Consider the following 18000-nt stretch of genomic DNA (forward strand, 5'->3'; position numbering starts at 1 on the left):
GTCAATGCTGGTCAAGATGACTAGCGAAAGCCGCCAAATGGTGTACATTGTGCCCATGACGATCGACGGGCTGGATGCACACCTGATCCGGGCGCTGGCCGCCACCCCGCGGGCCGGGATCATGGAGCTGGCGCGCCAGCTCGGCGTGGCGAGGGGCACAGTACAAGCCCGGCTGGACAAGCTGCAGACCCGTGGCGTCATCACCGGGTTCGACCCCGACCTCGACCTCGGCGCCCTCGGCTACGAGGTGCTGGCCTTCGTCACCCTCGACATCGCCCAGGGCCGCCTCGACGACGTCACGACCCACCTGGGCGAGATCCCCGAGGTCATCGAGGCCCACACCATGACGGGGCCCGGCGACCTCCACTGCCGGCTGGTGGCCCGCAGCAACCAGCACCTCCAGGAGGTCATCAACCGCATCCTCGAGGTCAGCGGCATCGAGCGCACCGCCACCCACATCGCCCTCACCGAGCAGGTCCCCTTCCGCGTCCTCCCCCTCGTCGACCAGCTCGGCGACGGCGGCCCGAGCTGACGCCGCCGCCGCCATCGCCACGGAAGGTGCCAGGCACCTTCCGTGTCACCCGCACGTTCTGACACCGCCAGGCGACACCGATGGCCGCTGGCTGTGTCAGAACGCTGACCGGCGCCGGCGGCGGCCCCCACAGCAGGGGTTTGCACTACGTGGGTAGTGCGAACCTGGGGGCGTCTCGTAGCCTGGGGCCCATGCCTTCCGACGCGGCCGATGGAACCACGCCCGTCCTCGAGATCATCGACCTGCGGGCGGCGCCGGCCGAGGGCGGGGACGACATCTTGAAGGGGCTCAGCCTCACCATCGGTCCGGGCGAGGTCCACGCCGTCATGGGGCCCAACGGCTCGGGCAAGTCGACCCTCGCCAGCGTCCTGCTCGGGAGCCCCGAGTACCGGGTCACCGGGGGCACCGTGAAGTACCTGGGCGACGACATCGCCGACTGGGGCCCGGCCGACCGCGGGGCGGCGGGCATGTTCCTCGCCTTCCAGTACCCGCAGACCATCCCGGGCGTGTCGGTGCTCAACTTCCTGCGCCAGGCGCTGTCGGCGCGCAAGGGCATCGATCTGTCGATGCTCGAGCTGCGCCTGTCGATCATGGAGTGGATGGAGCGGCTGGGGATCGACCCGGCCTTCGCCGACCGCCACCTGAACGACGGCTTCTCCGGCGGGGAGAAGAAGCGCAACGAGGTTCTCCAGATGGCCATCCTCGAGCCCGAGCTGGCCGTGCTCGACGAGACCGACTCCGGCCTCGACATCGACGCCCTCCGCACGGTGGCCCGTGGGGTGGAGGAGGTCCGGGCCGACCGGCCCCACCTCGGCATCCTCCTCATCACGCACTACCAGCGCCTCCTCGAGGAGGTGCGGCCCGACACGGTCCACCTGCTGGTCGACGGGCGGGTCGCCGAGAGCGGCGGCCCCGAGCTCGCCCTCCGGCTGGAGGCCGAGGGCTACGCCGAGTTCACCGGGGCGGCCCAGCCATGACCGACCTGCCGACGCACCTCGACGCCACCGACCTCACGCCGACGGCCATCGACGAGGCCGCCGCCCACCCCGACGTGGCCCCGCTGGCGCGGGCCGCCGGCGACGTCCTCGACGTGGCCGCCATCCGCCGGGACTTCCCGATCCTCGACCAGGAGGTCAACGGCAAGCGCCTGGTCTTCCTCGACTCGGCGGCCTCGGCCCAGAAGCCCCGGGCGGTGATCGAGGCCATGGCCACCTTCGCCGAGCACGACTACGCCAACATCCACCGCGGCGTCTACGCCCTGGCCGAGCGGGCCACCGCCCGCTACGAAGGCGCCCGGGCCGCGGTCGCCCGCTTCATCGGCGCCCCCAGCGCCGCCGAGGTGATCTTCACCAAGAACGCCACCGAGGGGCTCAACCTCGTCGCCCAGTCGTGGGGCCGGGCCAACCTGGGCCCGGGCGACGCCGTCGTGCTCACCCAGATGGAGCACCACGCCAACATCGTCCCGTGGTTCCAGCTCCAGGCCGAGAAGGGCTTCGAGATCCGGTGGATCCCGGTCGGCGCCGACCACATGCTCGACCTGAGCGACCTCGACCGGCTGCTCGACGGGGCCAAGCTCGTCGGCCTGACAGCGATGTCCAACGTGCTCGGCACCCTCACCCCGGTGCGCCAGATCGCCGACGCGGCCCACGCCGCCGGGGCCCTCGTGTGCGTCGACGCCTGCCAGTACGTCCCCCACCTGCCCACCGACGTGGTCGCCATGGGCGCCGACTTCGTCGCCTTCAGCGGCCACAAGATGGTCGGCCCCACCGGCATCGGCGTGCTGTGGGGCCGGTCCGAGCTGCTCGAGGCCATGCCGCCGTTCATGGGCGGCGGCGGGATGATCCTCAACGTCGACCTCGAGGGCTTCACCCCCGATGCCCCGCCGGCCCGGTTCGAGGCGGGCACGCCGCCGATCATCGAGGCCGTCGGCCTCCACGCCGCCATCGACTACCTCGACGGCCTGGGCATGGACGCGGTGCGGGCCCACGAGGTCAGCATGACGGCCTACGCCCTGCGGGCCCTGACCGAGCGGGTGGGCGACCGCCTCACGATCCACGGGCCGTCCGAGCCCGCCCAGCGGGGCGGGGTGCTGTCCCTCGCCATCGACGAGGTCCACCCCCACGACCTGGCCCAGGTCATGGACGAGCACGCCGTGTGCGTCCGCCCCGGGCACCACTGCGCCAAGCCCCTGATGAAGGTGCTCGGCTGCGGGGCCACCGCCCGGGCCTCGTTCTACGTGTACAACGACACCGACGACGTCGACGCCTTGGCCGACGCCCTCGCCGACGCGGCAGACTTCTTCGCCCCGTAGGCCCTGTCGGCCTTCCCCGCCCTCCCTCACCCCTGATCCACGCGGAGCCCCCATGCCCGGACTCGAAGACCTCTACCGCGAGATCATCCTCGACCACTACCGCAGCCCCCGGAACCGGGGCGAGCTGCCCACGCCCCCGGCCACCAAGACCGAGGGCTTCAACCCGCTCTGCGGCGACGAGATCGTCGTCTACGTCGACGTGGTCGACGGGGCCGTGGCCGACATCCGCATCGCCGGCCAGGGGTGCTCGATCAGCCAGTCGTCGGCCTCGATGATGTCCTCGGCGGTGAAGGGCAAGACCCTGGCCGAGGTCGAGGACCTCACCAAGGCGTTCAAGGCCATGATGTCCATCCACGAGTCGAGCCTGGGCGGCGAGGCCACCGCCGGCGAGGCCGGGGCCGACGGCGACGCCGTCGAGGCGCCCGAGGGCGTGAAGCTGGGCGACCTCGAGGCCCTCCAGGGCGTGGTCAAGTTCCCCGTGCGCATCAAGTGCGCGACCTTGTCGTGGAACACCCTGGCCCAGGCCATCGACGAGGCCGAAGCCAGGTAGCGGGCCCTCGCCTGGGCTTCGCCGTCGTCGCGGACCGGCCCTTCCCGCCGAAGCGGCTTCGCCGCCGGCTCGGGCTGGCGCCGACTGAACCTGCCTCCGGGGCTGCCGCCAGGCCGGACCGGGCCGACATCGCTCCGAGGAGGCACCTGCGGACCCGCACCGGACGGCTGGCGCAGGGCATCCTCAGGCGGCCGTGCCATGATCGCCCGGTGAAGACCCCCGCTGTCATCGACACCGCCGCCGTGGGCGCAGTCCTGTTCGACATGGACGGGGTCCTCACCGACACCGCCTCGGTCCACTTCGCGGCGTGGGCCCGCCTGTTCGACTCCGCCCTGCCGGTGCTGGCGCCCGACGTCGAGCACGCGCCGTTCTCGGCCGACGACTACCGCCGGCTGGTCGACGGGCGGGCCCGGATCGACGGCGTGGAGGCCCTCCTGGCCGACCGAGGCGTGTCGGTCCCCCGGGGCGAGATCGACGACCCGCCGGGGACCGAGACGGCCTGGGCCCTCGCCAACCGCAAGAACGAGTTCTTCCACGAGGCCATCTCCACCGGGGGCGTGGCCACCTTCGCCTCGTCGATCACCGTGCTCGACGCCGTGCGCGACGCCGGTGTGCGGACCGCGGTGGTGACCGCCAGCCGCAACCGGGCCGACATCCTGGCCGCGGCCGGGCTGTCCGACGCCTTCGACGCCGCCGTCGACGGGATCGACATCGAGGACCAGGGTCTCGCCGGCAAGCCCGCCCCCGACACGTTCCTCGAGGCGGCCCGGCGGCTCGACGTCGAGCCCGCCCGGGCCGTGGTCATCGAGGACGCCGTCTCCGGCGTCGCCGCCGGGAAGGCCGGCGCCTTCGGCCTCGTCGTCGGCGTGGCCCGCCACGACGACCCCGAGGAGCTCCTCGCCGCCGGCGCCCACGTCGTGGTGACGGACCTGGCGGAACTCACGGTCCTCTGATCGGCGCCGCCTGCGAGGGTGGGGCCATGATCGACATCCCGGAGCCCGGCCCCCCGTGGCCGGAGGAGGTCCTGGCCCGACGGCACGTGCTCCCGACGAAGCCGGACCCCGGCGTCGTGCGCACCGAGCGCCTGGAGATCCGGCCCTACGTGCCGGCCGACGCCCCCGAGCTGCACGCCATCTCGAACGGCGAGCCCGTGACCCGGATGGGTCGGCCCGTCGAGGCCTACGACGCCGAGCGGATCGTGTGGCGGTTCATGCCCTGGGGCCCCTTCGCCGAGGCCGACGAGCTGCGGGCCGGTCACGACCACCTCGCCCAGCAGCCCGACTCGCGGACGCTGACGGTCGTCGACGCCGCGACCGGCGCCCTCGTCGGGTGCGTGTCCCTCATCGCCAACCGCCCCCTCGACCTCAGCATCGAGATCGGCGCCGTCTGGTACACGCCGGCGGTCCAGGGGCTCGGGGTGAACCGGGAGGTCACCCTGGGCCTGGGCGAGGTCCTCTTCGGCCTCGGGTACCAGCGCTACGAGTGGAAGTGCGACGCCCGGAACCTCCGGTCCCGCCACGCCGCCGAGCGCATGGGCTTCGCCTACGAGGGCACCTTCGCCGCCCACAAGGTGATCAAGGGTCGCCGGCGCGACACCGCGTGGTTCGCCCTCGTCCCCGCCGACGGCTGACGACCCGTCAGGCGTGAAACCGGCGCCGGCCCCACGTGCGACGATGCGGGGATGCACCTCCGGCGAGCACCCCAGGACGGTCGGTAGGTGGGCGGCGACGGCACGCACCTGAACGACCCGGGCCTCATCTCGCGCACGGGGTGGGCCTTCACCTTCGAGGGGATCCACCCCGAGGTCGAGGGTCGACGGGAGGCCCTCTGCACCCTCGGCAACGGCTACATGGGCACCCGCGGCGCCGCCGCCGAGGCCGTGGCCGACGGCGTCCACTACCCCGGCACCTACGTGGCCGGCGTGTACAACCGGCTGACCACCGAGATGGCCGGCGCCCGCATCGAGCACGAGAGCCTGGTCAACCTGCCCAACTGGCTGCCCCTCACCTACCGGGGCGGCCCGAGCAGCCCGGCCGATGGCCGACCGGCGCCGTGGTTCGGCGCCGGCGCCGGCGACGTGCTCGAGATGCGCCAGACGCTCGACATGAAGAAGGGCACGCTGGTGCGCCACCTCCGGGTGCGCGACGAGGCGGGGCGGACCACCCAGATCGACGAGCGCCGCATCGTCTCCATGGACGACCCGCACATCGCCGCCATCGAGCAGGTCATCACCCCGCTCGACTGGTCGGGCCGGCTCGAGGTGCGGTCGTCGCTCGACGGCCGGGTCTCCAACACCAACGTCGTCGAGGACCGGCTGCTGGCCAACCAGCACCTCGCCCCCGTCGACATCGGGTGGAGCGAGGGCGGCATCGACTGGCTCGAGGTCGACACCTCGTGGTCGCACGTGCGCACCGCCCTCGCCGCCCGCACCCACATGGAGGCCGACGGCAAGGTCCAGGTCCGCTTCGAGACCTCGAGCACCCCCGAGCTGGTCAGCCGGGTGCTGAGCTGCCAGGCGGTCGAGGGCCGGCCGGTGAAGGTCGAGAAGGTCGTGGCCGTCTACAACGGTCGCGACAACGCGGTCGGCCGCCCGCTCGAGTCGGCCCGGCAGGCGCTGGTCGGCGTGGGGACCTTCGACACCCTGCTCTACATGCACGAGCTGGCCTGGAAGCACCTGTGGGAGCGGTGCGAGATCGACGTGGTCGACGACTCCGGCGACGAGTCGGTCATCGCCGCCGTGCGGCTCCACGCCTTCCACGTCATGCAGTCGGCCGCCCCGCACGTCCGCGACCTCGACGCCAGCGTCACCGCCCGCGGCCTCCACGGCGAGGGCTACCGCGGCCACATCTTCTGGGACGAGCTCTTCGTCTTCCCGTTCCTCAACTTCCGGTTCCCCGACACCACCCGGGCCCTGCTCCGCTACCGGGCCCACCGGCTCCCAGCCGCCCGCCGCCAGGCCCGGGAGCTGGGCCAGCTCGGGGCCCGCTTCCCGTGGCAGTCGGGCGCCGACGGGACCGAGCAGACCCCGTCGCAGCTGTGGAACCCCCGCAGCGGGCGCTGGATGCCGGACAACTCCCGACGCCAGCACCACGTCGGGTTGGCCGTGGTCTGGAACGTCTGGCAGTACCACCAGGCCACCGGCGACTACCGCTTCCTCCTCGAGAACGGGACCGAGCTGCTGGTCGAGCAGGCCCGGTTCTGGACGGGCATGGCGACCCAGGACACCGACGACGGCCGCTACCACATCCGGGGCGTGATGGGCCCCGACGAGTACCACGACGGCTACCCGGGATCGCACGACGGCATCGACGACAACGCCTACACCAACGTCCTGGTGAGCTGGCTGCTCCAGCGGGTGCTGGAGGTCCGCCGGGGCTTCAAGGGCCACCAGGCCGAGGTCCAGCTGTGGGAGCGCCTGGGCGTCACCCAGGCCGAGGCCGACCACTGGGACGACGTGTCGCGCCACCTCCACGTGCCGTTCCACGACGGGATCATCAGCCAGTTCGCGGGGTGGGAGGACCTCGACGAGATCGACTGGGACGACTACCGGGCCCGCTACGGGAACATCGGGCGCCTCGACCTGATCCTCGAGGCCGAGGGCGACACGACCAACCGGTACAAGCTGGCCAAGCAGGCCGACGTGCTGATGCTCTTCTACCTGATGTCACCCGACGAGCTGTACGGCCAGCTGGCCGGGATGGGCTACGAGCTCGGCGACGACATGGTCGACCGGACGATCGAGTACTACATCGAGCGCACGGCCCACGGCTCCACCCTCAGCCGGATCGTCTACGCCTGGGTGACGGCTCGGGTCGACCCCGACCGGAGCTGGGAGCTGTTCCGCGAGGCCCTGGCTGCCGACATCGACGACACCCAGGGCGGCACCACCCCCGAGGGCATCCACCTCGGGGCCATGGCCGGCAGCCTCGACCTCCTCCAGCGCTGCTACAGCGGTCTGGAGCTGCGGGGCGAGCAGGTGTGGTTCGACCCGCACCTGCCGCCGGCGCTGGAGAACCTGGCGTTCGACATCGTGCACCACGACCGGACCCTCAGCATCGAGCTCGACCACGACACCCTGCGGGTCGAGGTCGAGCCGGGCCCGGCCGTCCCGGTCCAGATCGGGGCCCCGGGCGGGGTGTGGGAGCTGCGCCCGGGCGAGGTCCTCGAGGTCGCCCTCAAGCCCTGAGCGTCCCCGGGGGCTACGGTCCGGAGCGTGCGAGTCCGGCGGACATGCCCGTTGCTGTCCGCGGCGGCCCTGGTCTCGGGAGCGCTGGCCCTCGTCCCGATCACCGCCGGCGGCCAGACGGCCCCCTGCGAAGAGCCCTACTCGCCGGTCGCGCACGCCGTGGTCTACCCCGTCGAGGCCGAGGCCACCTTCACGGGTTGAACCGCCCCTTCTGCCGATCCCCATCCACCGTGACGGTGGACGAGGGTCGACGGAAGGGGGCTAGAGGAGGGCGTTGATCGCCTCGGCCAGGGCGACGTCGCGCTCGGTGAGGCCGCCGGCGTCGTGGCTCACCAGGTCGATGGTGACGGTGTTCCACGAATTCGACCAGTCGGGGTGGTGGTCCGCCTTCTCGGCGGCGAGGGCCACCCGGGTCATGAAGGCGAAGGCCTCGGAGAAGTCGGCGAAGCGCAGCTCGCGGTGGAGCCGGCCGTCGACCTCCTCCCAGCCCTCCGGTGCGGTCGCGGCGGGGTCGCTCATGATCACCAGTCTGCCCCGGACGATGTCCGACGATCCCTCATCACCGGCACCCGGCCGACCGATGAGGGAGGGTGGAGCGCGCGGATCCCACGCCGGCGGGCGAGCGGCGACGAGCACCCCGGCCCGACCGGCCCAACACGGTGGCGTCCCGGCTGCGCCTCCCGATCACCGTCTTCATCCTCGCCGCCGTCTTCGTCACCGCCGCCGGGGGCGTGTCGCTGGTCGTGGCCGACCGCACCCTCGACGAGATGGTCGACGAGATCGACCCGGTGAGGATCGCCACCCGCGACAGCCTCGATGCCATCCTCGACGCCGACGACCAGTTCCGCGGCTACCGCCTGACCTGGGACGAGAGCTACCTGCCGGCGTACCGCGCAGCGCGGGACCGCTACCCGGCGGCCCAGTCCCGGGTCGAGGGGCTGACCGACGACGCCGTCATCGAGGCGGCCCTCGACGACCAGGAGCAGCTCTTCGCGCAGTGGGTCGCCTTCGCCGACCGGGTCGAGCGCGTCGGCTCCACCGATCAGGAGGCGGCCGAGCGGCTGGTGCGCACCGGTCGCGGACGGTCGCTGATCGACCAGATCCGCACCGCCAACGACCGCGCCGCCGAGCGGCTCGACGAGCTGGACGGACAGGTGGCGGCCCGGAGCCGGCGGACCACCGTCCTGGTCGGCCTGCTCGCCCTCGTCGTCCTCGTCCTCGCCGGCGCCGTGGGAATCGTGGCCACGCGCCGGGCGCGGCGATCGGTCGTCGAGCCGCTGGAGCGCCTGCACGCCACCATCGCCCGCCACCGCGGCGGCGATCGGTCGGCCCGGGCCGACATCGACGGGGCCGTGGAGGTGCGGGTCGTCTCGGCCGCCTTCAACCGCCTCGCCGCCGCCGACGCCGAGCTCAGCGCCCGCCAGGAGGCGCTGCTCGCGCAGGAGCGCAGGGTGCGCCAACTCGGCCGGGAGATCCGGGCGACGCTCGACCCGCAGGCGGTGGTCCGCCTCACGGCCGATGCGCTGGGGCCGGCCACGGGCGCCGACCGGGTCGTGATCCGCCCCGTGGCCGACAACGCCCTCGGCGCCGCCGAGACCACGTGGACGCGCGACGCGGTCACCGCAGCCTCGGGTGACACCGCCCTCGACCCCCATCCCGAGTTGCTGGCGCACGTCTACGACGAGCTCGCAGCCGGGCGCACGATCCTGCTGGAGGACACCTACGACCACCCCACCCTCGCCCCGGAGGCGCTGGCCGTGTTCACCGACGACGGGTGGGGTTCGATCGCCCTCGTCCCGGTCGTCGAGGAGGGCGAGGTCCAGTCGCTGATCGCCCTCGAGGTCCGGGAGCGCTCCCATCGCTGGCCCCCCGACGCCATCCGCCTGGCCGAGGCCGTCGCCACCGAGATGGCCCTGGCCCGTCGCACCGCCCGCCTCTTCGCCCAGGAGCGATCGATGGTCGAGCGCCTCCGGGAGGTCGACCAGGCCAAGTCCGACTTCGTGTCCACCGTGAGCCACGAGCTCCGCACGCCGCTCACCAGCATCCGGGGCTACGTGGAGATGCTCCGCGACGGCGACGCCGGAGCCCTCGACGCCCCCCAGGACCGGATGCTCGCCATCGTCGAGCGCAACACCGACCGCCTGCTCGCCCTGATCGAGGACCTGCTGACCCTGTCCCGCATCGAGTCGGGAGCATTCCGCACCACCGTGGCCGACGTCGACCTGGCCGACCTCCTCCGCTCCTGCGCCGAGGCCGTCGACGTGCAGGCCGCAGCAGCCGAGGTGGCCCTCGACGTGAGCGTCGACGCCGACCTGCCGGGCCTGCGCGGCGACGCCCACCAGCTGGAGAGGCTGATCCTGAACCTGCTCACCAACGCCATCAAGTTCTCCGAGCCGGGCTCGTCGGTGGCCCTGCGCGCCGCCCGGGTCGACGACGCCGCCCGCATCGAGGTCGAGGACCACGGGATGGGCATCCCCGAGGCCGAGCAGGACCGGCTGTTCTCCCGGTTCTTCCGCAGCTCCACCGCCCAGGAGCGGGCCGTGCCCGGCACCGGACTCGGGCTCGTCATCGCCAAGACCGCGGTCGACAACCACGGGGGCACGATCGACGTGGCCTCGACGCCGGGCCAGGGCACGACCTTCACCGTCGTGCTCCCCGGCGTGCCCCGTCTGGCGGTGGCCCGATGAGCGTCCGCCAGGTCCTGATCGTGGAGGACGACGAGGACATCGCCGCCCTCCTGGCCCTCCGCGTGACCCGCCAGGGGCACGGGGCCACCATCGCCCGCACCGGCGCCGAGGCCCTGGACCGGGCCCGGGCCGCCGCCCCCGACCTCATCCTGCTCGACCTGGGCCTGCCCGACATCCACGGCTGGGAGGTGCTCGAGCGGCTCCGCGACGACGAGCGCCTCGCCTCCGTGCCCGTCCTGGTGGTCTCGATCAGCGACGCCGGCGTCTCGACCGAGCACGCCGTGCAGGGCCACATCACCAAGCCCTTCGGAGCCGCGGACCTCGACCGCCAGGTCGCCGACGCCCTCTGTGCCCCCCCTCCCATCACCCGCAGGAAGGCCCGACCATGAGCACCGTGCTCGTCGCCGACGACGATGCCGACATCCGCGAGCTGGTGACCTTCAAGCTCGAGCAGGAGGGCCACGAGGTCCACGCCGTGGCCGACGGCGAGGCCGCGCTGCGCGCCGTCCTCGACGTCTCCCCCGACATCGTCCTGCTCGACGTGATGATGCCGCGCCGCACGGGGCTCGAGGTCTGCGAGGCCCTGCGGGCCGCACCCGAGACGGCCGGGCTGCCCGTCATCCTCCTCACCGCCAAGGCCCAGGAGGCCGACCTGGAGCGGGGCTTCACCAGCGGTGCCGACGACTACATCGTCAAGCCCTTCAGCCCCCGCGAGCTGGCGACCCGGGTCCGGGCCCAGCTGGCGCGCGCCCGCGGATGACGCTCCACGAGGTCCTGGTGGTCACGGCGGTGGCCGTGCTGGGGGCCAACATCGGCCTGCTCCTGATCTCGGCCGGCCACCACGTTGTCGCCACCGTCCGCACCCGCCACCGCGACGCCGTCCGCGCCGAGCTCCGCCCGCTCCTCATCCGCCTCGTGACCGACGAGGAGGCGACGCTGCCGCCCGTGCCCCGCCGTCGGACGGCCGCCCTGGAGGTGCTCGCCGTCGACCTGCTCGGCAAGGTCCGGGGCGAGGCCCGCGACGCCCTGCTCGCCGTCCTCGACCAGGCCGGCGCCCCGCAGCAGGCCGTCCGCCGCCTCCGGCGTCCGGGCCCGGTGGGGCGGTCGGCGGCGGCCGAGCTCCTCGGCCGGGCCGGGCGGGCCGAGCACCTCCCCGCCCTCGTCGCGCGGCTCGACGACCGCGACCCCGAGGTCCGCGCCGTCGCCTGCCGGGCCCTCGGACGGATCGGCGAGCCCTCGGCCGTCCCGCACCTCCTCGCCGCCCTCGACAGCCGCCGCCCCGTCCCCATGGGCATCGTCGGCAGCTCCCTCCTGCGCATCGGTCCGGTCGGCACGGGCCCCCTGCGCGACGCCCTCCAGGGCGGCCGGTCGTCGACGGCCGCCCGCGCCCTGGCCGTCGAGGTGCTGGGCCTGCACGGCGCCCTCGAGGCGGCCGGCGTCCTCGCCACCCGGCTCCAGGACCGGGACGAGGAGCTCGAGGTCCGCATCCGGGCGGCGCGGGCCCTCGGGCGCATCGGCTCGCCGCGCGGGACCGCGGCCCTGTCCGCCGTGGTCACCGACGACGAGCCCACCGGCCTGCGCGCCGTCGCCGCCCGCGCCCTCGGCGAGATCGGCGGGGACGACGCCGCCGCCGTCCTGCTGCCCCTGCTCGACGACCCCGCCCACGTGGTCGCGTCCAACGCCGCCACCGCCCTCCCCCGCTGCGGGGCGCGCGGGCGCGCCCTGCTCCTGCGTCGGGCCGGGGGCGAGGGCCGGGGCGCCGCCCTTGCCCGCGAGGCCCTCGCCTTGGCCGACCTGTGGGTCCACCGCACCGGCCCGGCCGAGGCGGTGTCGTGAGCGACGTCGCCCGCGCCGTCCTCGAGGGCTTCAGCTGGTTCGTGCTGGCGTACTTCCTGGTGCTCAACACCCTGTACCTGGTCCTGGTGCTGACCGCAGCCGGGGACGTGTTCCGCCACGTCCGGCGGCGGCCCTTCGCCGGCGACGACGACGCCTTCGCCAGCCCCCTCACCCCGCCTGTGTCGGTGGTGATGCCGGCCCACGACGAGGAGCCCGTCATCGTCGAGGCCGTGCACGCCATGCTCGCCCTGCGCTACCCGGAGTTCGAGGTGGTCGTGGTCGACGACGGCTCCAAGGACGGGACCTTCGCCCGCCTGGCCGAGGCCTTCGACCTGTGCGAGGTGCCCAAGGTCGTGCCCGAGCTGGTCCCGGTGCAGGGCAAGATCCTCTCGGTGTGGCTCTCCCGCCAGGGCCACCCGCTCACCGTGGTCCGCAAGGAGAGCGTGGGCAGCAAGGCCGACGCCAGCAACACGGGGATCAACGCCAGCCGGTACCCGCTGGCGTGCATGGTCGACGCCGACGCCGTGCTCGACGAGGACGCGCTGCTGACGGTCGTGAAGCCCTTCATCGACGACCCCCTGCGCATGGTGGCGACCGGCGGGTCGGTGCGGGCGGTCAACGGGTCGTCGGTCCACCGGGGCCGCATCGGCGAGACGCGGATGCCGTCGTCGTGGCTGGCCCGCATCCAGGTCGTCGAGTACCTGCGGGCGTTCCTCCTCGGGCGGTCCGGGTGGTCCCGCCTCCAGGGCCTGCTGATCATCTCCGGCGCCTTCGGGGTCTTCCGCCGGGACCTCGTCGTGGCGGTGGGCGGCTACCACGTCGGCGCCATCGGCGAGGACGCCGACCTGGTCGCCCGCATGCACCGCCACCTGCGCGACGAGGGGCGGGAGTACCGGATCCAGTTCGTGTCCGAGCCCGTCTGCTGGACCGAGGTGCCCGAGAGCCTGGCCGTGCTCGGTCGGCAGCGCCGACGCTGGTCGCGGGGCCTGGCCGAGGTCCTCTGGTCGCAGCGCCGGATGGTGGGCAACCCCCGCTACGGCCGGATCGGGACCGTCGTCATGCCCTACTACCTGCTGTTCGAGTGCCTGGGCCCGGTGCTCGAGCTGGCCGGGATCGTGTCGGTCGTGGTCGGGCTGGCCCTCGGGATCCTGGACGTGACCTTCGCCCTGCTGTTCCTGTCCGTGGCGCTGGGCTACGGGTTCCTGCTGTCGGTCGTGTCGATCGCCATCGAGGAGGTCGGGTACCGGCGCTACCGACGGGGCCGTGACCTGGGCATGGCCGTCGTGGCCGCCGTGGTCGAGAACGTCGGGTTCCGCCAGCTCCACGCCTGGTGGCGCCTCCAGGGCCTGTGGCAGGCGATCCGGGGCTCGGAGCACGCCTGGGGCACGATGACCCGGGCCGGGTTCGCCTCCGAGGAGGCCCCGGAGGCGAGGGAGAGCGAGCCGGTGGCCTAGCCCCCGGCCGCCGCCGCAGGCACCTCAGCCAGCAAAGGGGCCGGGGCCGAAGGGGTCCTCCACCACGGGCTCGGCGTCGGCGAAGGAGCCCTCGCCGAAGACGTCGATGCGTCGCGGGGCCGACGCCGCCATCTCGTCCTCGGGGCGGATCCAGGCCGCGTAGCCCTCGTCCTCGAGCCGGTCGGCCAGCTCGGGGCCGCCGCTGTCGCGGATCTCGCCCCGCACGAGGATGTGGACCCGGTCGGCCCGCAGCTCGGCCAGCACCCGGGTGTAGTGGGTGATGCAGAGGACGCCGAGCCCGGTCTCGGTCGCGGCCTCGACCCGCTGGGCGCAGGCGCGCAGGGCGTCGATGTCGAGGCCCGAGTCGAGCTCGTCGAGGATGGCGAAGCGGGGCTCGAGCACGCCCAGCTGGAGCGTCTCGTTCCGCTTCTTCTCGCCCCCCGACAGGTCGACGTTGAGCGGCCGCTCCAGGAACCTCTCGTCGAACCCGATGCGCTCGGCCTCGGCCGCCATGCGGGCACGCATGTCGTCGGTGTCACGGCCCGAGGCCGCGAACGCCGCCGACAGCGAGTCGACCAACGACACGCCCGGGACCTCGGTCGGGTACTGCATGATGAGGAAGAGGCCGGCCTGGACCCGCTCCCACGTGGGGAGGGCGAGCAGGTCGACGCCGTCGAGCGTGACCGTGCCGGCGGTGACCTCGTAGCCGGGCCGTCCCATCAGCACGTGGGACAGGGTCGACTTCCCGGCGCCGTTGGGGCCCATGACGGCGTGGACCTCGCCGGCGCGCACCGTCAGGTCGACGCCCTTGAGGATCTCGGTGCCGCCCACGGTGGCGCGCAGCCCCTCGATGATCAGCTCACCCGGCATCAGGGCACCTCCACGTAGACGGTGTCGTCCTCGACGGTGACCGGGAAGACCGGGATGGGCTTGGTGGCCGGGAGCGCCGAGGGCTCCCCGGTGACCAGGGAGAACACCGACCCGTGCTTCCAGCACTCGATGCCCTTGTCGGTGCACAGGACCTCGCCCTCGGAGAGCGAGATGCGCTGGTGGCTGCAGATGTCGCCCACGGCGTAGACCTCGCCGTCGCAGGCGACGACGGCGATCGGGTGACCGTCGACGACGACCCGGTGGGCCGTGCCCTCGGGGACGTCGGACAGGGAGCAGGCCCGCTCGCGGGTCACGACCCCACCTCCTCGCCGACCAGGACCTGGCGGTCGAGGCGGGCGTCGACGGCGGCGCGGATGGCGGTCAGCACCGAGGCCGGGGCCGGCATGCGGTCCAGGACGTCGCCGAAGAAGCCGGAGACGACGAGGCGCTCGGCCACGTGGGGCGGGACCCCCCGGCTCTCGAGGTAGAAGCGCTGGTCCTCGTCGATCGGCCCGACCGTCGAGGCGTGGCTGCAGTGCACGTCGTTGTTCTGGATCTCCAGGTTCGGCACCGACTCGGCCCACGCCTCCTCGCTCAGCTTGAGGTTGCGGTTGGTCTGGAAGGCGTTGGTGCCGCGGCCCTCGGGGCGCACGGTGATGAGACCGGTGTAGATCGACCGGCTGCGCCCGCCGACGGCGCCCTTGAAGAGCAGGTCCGAGGTGGTGTCGGGGGCCCGGTGGTCCTGGAAGGTGCGGAAGTCGAGGGTCTGGTCGCCCTCGCCGAAGTAGGCGGCGAGGAGGTCGCCGGAGGCCCCCCGGCCGTCGAGGCGGCAGTCGGTGCGGAGCCGGGTGTAGTCCCCGCCGAGGGCCACGGCGGCGGCGACCAGGCTGCCCTCCTGGGCGACCCGGGCGACGACGTTGGCCATCTGCCAGGTGCCCTCGGCGTGCTCCTGGGTGGTGGTGTACGCCAGGCGGGCCCGGGCGGCGACGTCCAGCTCCACCAGGGGGAGGACGAGGCGGTCACCGGCGAGCGAGGTCTGGTGCTCCACCACGCTGGCGGCCGCTCCCTCGGCGGCGACGACCAGGATGCGGGGCGCGCTCAGCGCGTCGGCGGTGGCGCCGACGGTGCGGATGAGGATCGGGGCGGCCACGTGGGCACCGCCGCGGACCCGGATGGTGACCGGCATCGGGGCCAGGGCGATCGACCACTCGGCCATGGCGTCGTGGGCCTCGCCCAGCACCGAGCCCAGGGCGGCGTCGTCGCCGGTGTCGACGGTGAGGGCCTCGTCGCGCACCTCGACGGCGCGGACCCAGCCGTCGACCACGGTGATCTCGGCCGACCACGGACCTTCGGCGTCGGGCAGGGCGGGTGGGGCCCCCGGGTCGTGGTCGGGGGCGGCGAGGACCGGGGCGTAGCGGCCGAGGTCGAGCTCGTCGATGCGGCTGTAGCGCCACTCCTCGGCGTCGGTGCTCGGCAGCCCGGCGGCCTCGGCCCGTCCGGCTGCGGCGGCCCGGGTGGCGGTGTCGCCGGGGAGGCGGGCCAGGTCGTCGGGCGTGGGGCTCAGGGGGATCTCCGGTTTCGTGTGGCCGCCGGGGGGCGACATCGCAGGCTACCGGGGCCTTCCCCCAACACCCCAGCCCCGTGACCGGTGCCCCTCAGCGGCGCCGCCCGCGGCCGGGGGCGCCGGCGAACGCCTGGGCGATGCCGAGCCAGTCCCGAGCTCCCTCGGTGGCCACCAGGGCGGTGTCCTCGTGGTGGCGCCGCTGGGTGACGACGAGGCACAGGTCGAGGGCGGGACCGGTCACCCGTTCGCCGGCGTCGGGCTCGCCCCACGCCCACAGCGTCCCGTCGGGGGCGTCCACCTCGACGCGCACCGGCGACGCCGGCACGTCCCTGCGGCGCAGGCGGTAGGAGTGGGCGCGGGTGGCCACGCCGAGGTGGGCGATGTGGCGGAGGCGGGCGGTCGGGGTGCGCTCGACGCCGAGGGCGTCGGCCACGTCCTGGCCGTGGGCCCAGGTCTCCATCAGCCGCGCCGTGACCGAGCTGGCCGAGCTCATGTCGGGCCCGAACCACGGCAGCCGGGCCGACGGGTCGGCGTCGACGAAGCTCGCCACGAGCGCCTCGCGGGCGCCGACGAACCAGCGGTGCACGGCGGTGGCGTCGAGGGTCCGGGCGTCGGCCGCCACCTGGTCGGGGAAGTCCGGGCCGCGGCCCATCACCTCGGCGGCGGCGGTGCGGAAGCCGTCCGGGTCGACGAGCGCCTGGACCGCGGCGTCGTCGAAGAAGGCGAGGTGGCTCACCTGGTCACGGATCAGCCAGCCCTCGGCCGGGGTGGGGCGGTCCCAGTCGGGCGGCCCCAGCGGGGCGAGCAGGGCGAGCAGGTCGTCGGTCTCGGCCTCGAGGTCGGCGACGAGCGCCGGCAGGTCGACCGGCATCAGCCCCGCCGGAAGAGGCGACGGATCCGGCCCCGGCGCTGCTGACGGGTCCACTCCCGCTCGGCCTCGGACCGGGCCGCCTCGACCGCCTCGCCCACGATGGCCTCGGCCTCGTCGAGCAGGGCGACGATCTCGTGGGGCCGCTCGTCGAGGCCCGGCGGCTCGGCGGGGGGCCGGGTCACGGCCAGGCTGCCCTGGTCCCACCCCACGTCGGCCAGCCGCGGGGCGTAGGCGGCGCACTCGGCGGGGCAGCGCCACGGCGCCTCGGGGGCCAGGTCGAGCTCGCAGGTCCGCATCGTGTCGCCGCTGTCGTAGACCCGGCTGGCGAAGAACCGGCACTGGTGGCGCATGGGCACGCCCCCAGTCTGCCGCCCCGGCCCCGGCGACGGCCGGCGGGTCAGGAGGTGCGCCGGCGGACGACGACGAGCGCGGCGGCGCCGACGGCGAGGACCAGGACCGCACCGCCGACGAGGGCGGCCGCAGGGAGGGCGCGATCGGTCCCCGCCGACCCGTCCTCGTCGATGGCGGCCCCGCCGGGGCCGGGGGTCGCGGCCGTCCCCGGGGCGGGAGCGGGCGGCGCCTCCGGCTCCGGCCCCTCGGCGAGGGGCGCGCTCCCCCGGCCCAGCTCGGCCGGCACGGCCTCGTCGGCGGTGAGGGGGCGCGTCCCCGTGCAGAGGTCGGTGTGGAGACCGTCGTCGTCCTCGAGGGCGAAGACCAGGTACCGACCCTCCTCGAACGCGTACTCGCAGGCCCCCGAGCTGACCTCGCCCCCGAAGACGACCACTTCGGCCGGGGCCTCGCCGTCGTAGAGGCGCTCGACCGCCACCGTGTTGCGCACGGCGTCGTGGACCTCGGTCTCGCCCGACGGCTCCTGGTCGACGACCACGCCCACCAGCACGACGTCGGCGTAGGCGACCTGCTCGGCGACGCCCCACGCCGCGCAGGAGCACGCCCCCGCCACCGTCGGGGCCGGCCCGACGGACACGGCAGCGACGATCACGACGAGGGCGAGGAGGCGGCGCACGGGTGTCTCGACGACGGAGGCGGCCGTCCGGTTCCCGCTCAGCCGTCGGCGGTGGCGACCGGTGGCGGTGAGACGACGGAAGGGGGTCTGACCCCCTTCCGTCGGTCAGCGCCCG

20 protein-coding genes are annotated in these 18000 nt (G+C 74.0%); 13 read left to right on the forward strand and 7 right to left on the reverse strand.

The window, feature by feature from the left end:
* Positions 1–55: 55 nt before the first annotated feature.
* The 8 genes from HC251_RS16115 (at position 56) to HC251_RS16150 (ending at position 7780) form a co-directional block, all read left to right on the forward strand.
* Positions 56–532 carry an Lrp/AsnC family transcriptional regulator gene (locus HC251_RS16115; RefSeq protein ID WP_219941615.1) on the forward strand — a complete coding sequence of 159 codons (477 nt, stop codon included), beginning with the start codon at positions 56–58 and terminating at the stop codon, positions 530–532.
* 191 nt (positions 533–723) lie between these two features.
* Entirely contained in the window at positions 724–1509 is a 786-nt protein-coding gene (gene sufC / locus HC251_RS16120; RefSeq protein ID WP_219941616.1) for a Fe-S cluster assembly ATPase SufC, read from the forward strand.
* Positions 1506–2843, forward strand: coding sequence for a SufS family cysteine desulfurase (locus HC251_RS16125; RefSeq protein ID WP_219941617.1), 1338 nt, complete (start codon positions 1506–1508; stop codon positions 2841–2843). Before sufC (HC251_RS16120) ends, HC251_RS16125 begins: the two co-directional genes overlap by 4 nt.
* Before the next feature lie 52 nt (positions 2844–2895).
* Positions 2896–3393, forward strand: a complete 498-nt coding sequence (gene sufU / locus HC251_RS16130; RefSeq protein ID WP_219941618.1) for a Fe-S cluster assembly sulfur transfer protein SufU — start codon at positions 2896–2898, stop codon at positions 3391–3393.
* 209 nt (positions 3394–3602) lie between these two features.
* A complete protein-coding gene (locus tag HC251_RS16135) occupies positions 3603–4346 on the forward strand; it encodes an HAD family phosphatase (protein ID WP_219941619.1) in 744 nt (247 codons plus the stop codon).
* A 26-nt stretch (positions 4347–4372) separates the two neighbouring features.
* Positions 4373–5023, forward strand: coding sequence for a GNAT family N-acetyltransferase (locus HC251_RS16140; RefSeq protein WP_219941620.1), 651 nt, complete (start codon positions 4373–4375; stop codon positions 5021–5023).
* A gap of 87 nt (positions 5024–5110) precedes the next feature.
* Complete coding sequence (locus HC251_RS16145) at positions 5111–7579, forward strand: glycoside hydrolase family 65 protein (RefSeq protein WP_219941621.1); 2469 nt, start codon at positions 5111–5113, stop codon at positions 7577–7579.
* A gap of 51 nt (positions 7580–7630) precedes the next feature.
* Positions 7631–7780: a hypothetical protein gene (locus tag HC251_RS16150; protein ID WP_219941622.1), complete on the forward strand. Its 150-nt coding sequence runs from the start codon at positions 7631–7633 to the stop codon at positions 7778–7780.
* Positions 7781–7840: 60 nt separating this feature from the next.
* On the opposite strand, the gene HC251_RS16155 is transcribed toward HC251_RS16150, so the two are convergent.
* Positions 7841–8098, reverse strand: a complete 258-nt coding sequence (locus tag HC251_RS16155) for a 4a-hydroxytetrahydrobiopterin dehydratase (protein WP_219941623.1) — start codon at positions 8096–8098, stop codon at positions 7841–7843.
* Between the two features lie 71 nt (positions 8099–8169).
* Here HC251_RS16155 and HC251_RS26055 point away from each other — a divergent pair, with 71 nt between their 5' ends.
* The 5 genes from HC251_RS26055 to HC251_RS16180 are packed head-to-tail and all read left to right on the forward strand — an operon-like array spanning position 8170 to position 13556.
* Positions 8170–10266 (forward strand): ATP-binding protein, encoded by a 2097-nt coding sequence (locus tag HC251_RS26055; protein WP_219941624.1) that lies wholly within the window; start codon positions 8170–8172, stop codon positions 10264–10266.
* The gene (locus tag HC251_RS16165) at positions 10263–10655 is read left to right on the forward strand and encodes a response regulator (protein ID WP_219941625.1); all 393 of its coding nucleotides are present in this window, start codon (positions 10263–10265) and stop codon (positions 10653–10655) included. The genes HC251_RS26055 and HC251_RS16165 overlap by 4 nt, the downstream gene beginning before the upstream one ends.
* Positions 10652–11026, forward strand: a complete 375-nt coding sequence (locus tag HC251_RS16170) for a response regulator transcription factor (RefSeq protein WP_219941626.1) — start codon at positions 10652–10654, stop codon at positions 11024–11026. Before HC251_RS16165 ends, HC251_RS16170 begins: the two co-directional genes overlap by 4 nt.
* On the forward strand, positions 11023–12102 hold the full coding sequence (locus HC251_RS16175) for a HEAT repeat domain-containing protein (RefSeq protein ID WP_219941627.1): 1080 nt from the start codon (positions 11023–11025) through the stop codon (positions 12100–12102). The genes HC251_RS16170 and HC251_RS16175 overlap by 4 nt, the downstream gene beginning before the upstream one ends.
* A complete protein-coding gene (locus tag HC251_RS16180; protein ID WP_219941628.1) occupies positions 12099–13556 on the forward strand; it encodes a glycosyltransferase family 2 protein in 1458 nt (485 codons plus the stop codon). Before HC251_RS16175 ends, HC251_RS16180 begins: the two co-directional genes overlap by 4 nt.
* Positions 13557–13580: 24 nt before the next feature.
* Here HC251_RS16180 and sufC (HC251_RS16185) read toward each other — a convergent pair whose 3' ends face one another.
* The 6 genes from sufC (HC251_RS16185) to HC251_RS16210 are packed head-to-tail and all read right to left on the reverse strand — an operon-like array spanning position 13581 to position 17885.
* Positions 13581–14426, reverse strand: a complete 846-nt coding sequence (gene sufC, locus HC251_RS16185) for a Fe-S cluster assembly ATPase SufC (protein WP_219941629.1) — start codon at positions 14424–14426, stop codon at positions 13581–13583.
* Positions 14426–14740 carry a non-heme iron oxygenase ferredoxin subunit gene (locus HC251_RS16190; RefSeq protein WP_255566445.1) on the reverse strand — a complete coding sequence of 105 codons (315 nt, stop codon included), beginning with the start codon at positions 14738–14740 and terminating at the stop codon, positions 14426–14428. Before HC251_RS16190 ends, sufC (HC251_RS16185) begins: the two co-directional genes overlap by 1 nt.
* Entirely contained in the window at positions 14737–16029 is a 1293-nt protein-coding gene (locus tag HC251_RS16195) for a SufD family Fe-S cluster assembly protein (protein ID WP_219941630.1), read from the reverse strand. Before HC251_RS16195 ends, HC251_RS16190 begins: the two co-directional genes overlap by 4 nt.
* Before the next feature lie 52 nt (positions 16030–16081).
* Positions 16082–16861 carry a TIGR03084 family metal-binding protein gene (locus HC251_RS16200; protein ID WP_219941631.1) on the reverse strand — a complete coding sequence of 260 codons (780 nt, stop codon included), beginning with the start codon at positions 16859–16861 and terminating at the stop codon, positions 16082–16084.
* Positions 16861–17217 carry a hypothetical protein gene (locus HC251_RS16205; protein ID WP_219941632.1) on the reverse strand — a complete coding sequence of 119 codons (357 nt, stop codon included), beginning with the start codon at positions 17215–17217 and terminating at the stop codon, positions 16861–16863. Before HC251_RS16205 ends, HC251_RS16200 begins: the two co-directional genes overlap by 1 nt.
* Positions 17218–17258: 41 nt before the next feature.
* Positions 17259–17885, reverse strand: coding sequence for a hypothetical protein (locus tag HC251_RS16210; RefSeq protein WP_219941633.1), 627 nt, complete (start codon positions 17883–17885; stop codon positions 17259–17261).
* Positions 17886–18000 lie beyond the last annotated feature (115 nt).

Origin of the sequence: Iamia sp. SCSIO 61187 (assembly GCF_019443745.1) — a bacterium.
GTDB lineage: Bacteria > Actinomycetota > Acidimicrobiia > Acidimicrobiales > Iamiaceae > Iamia.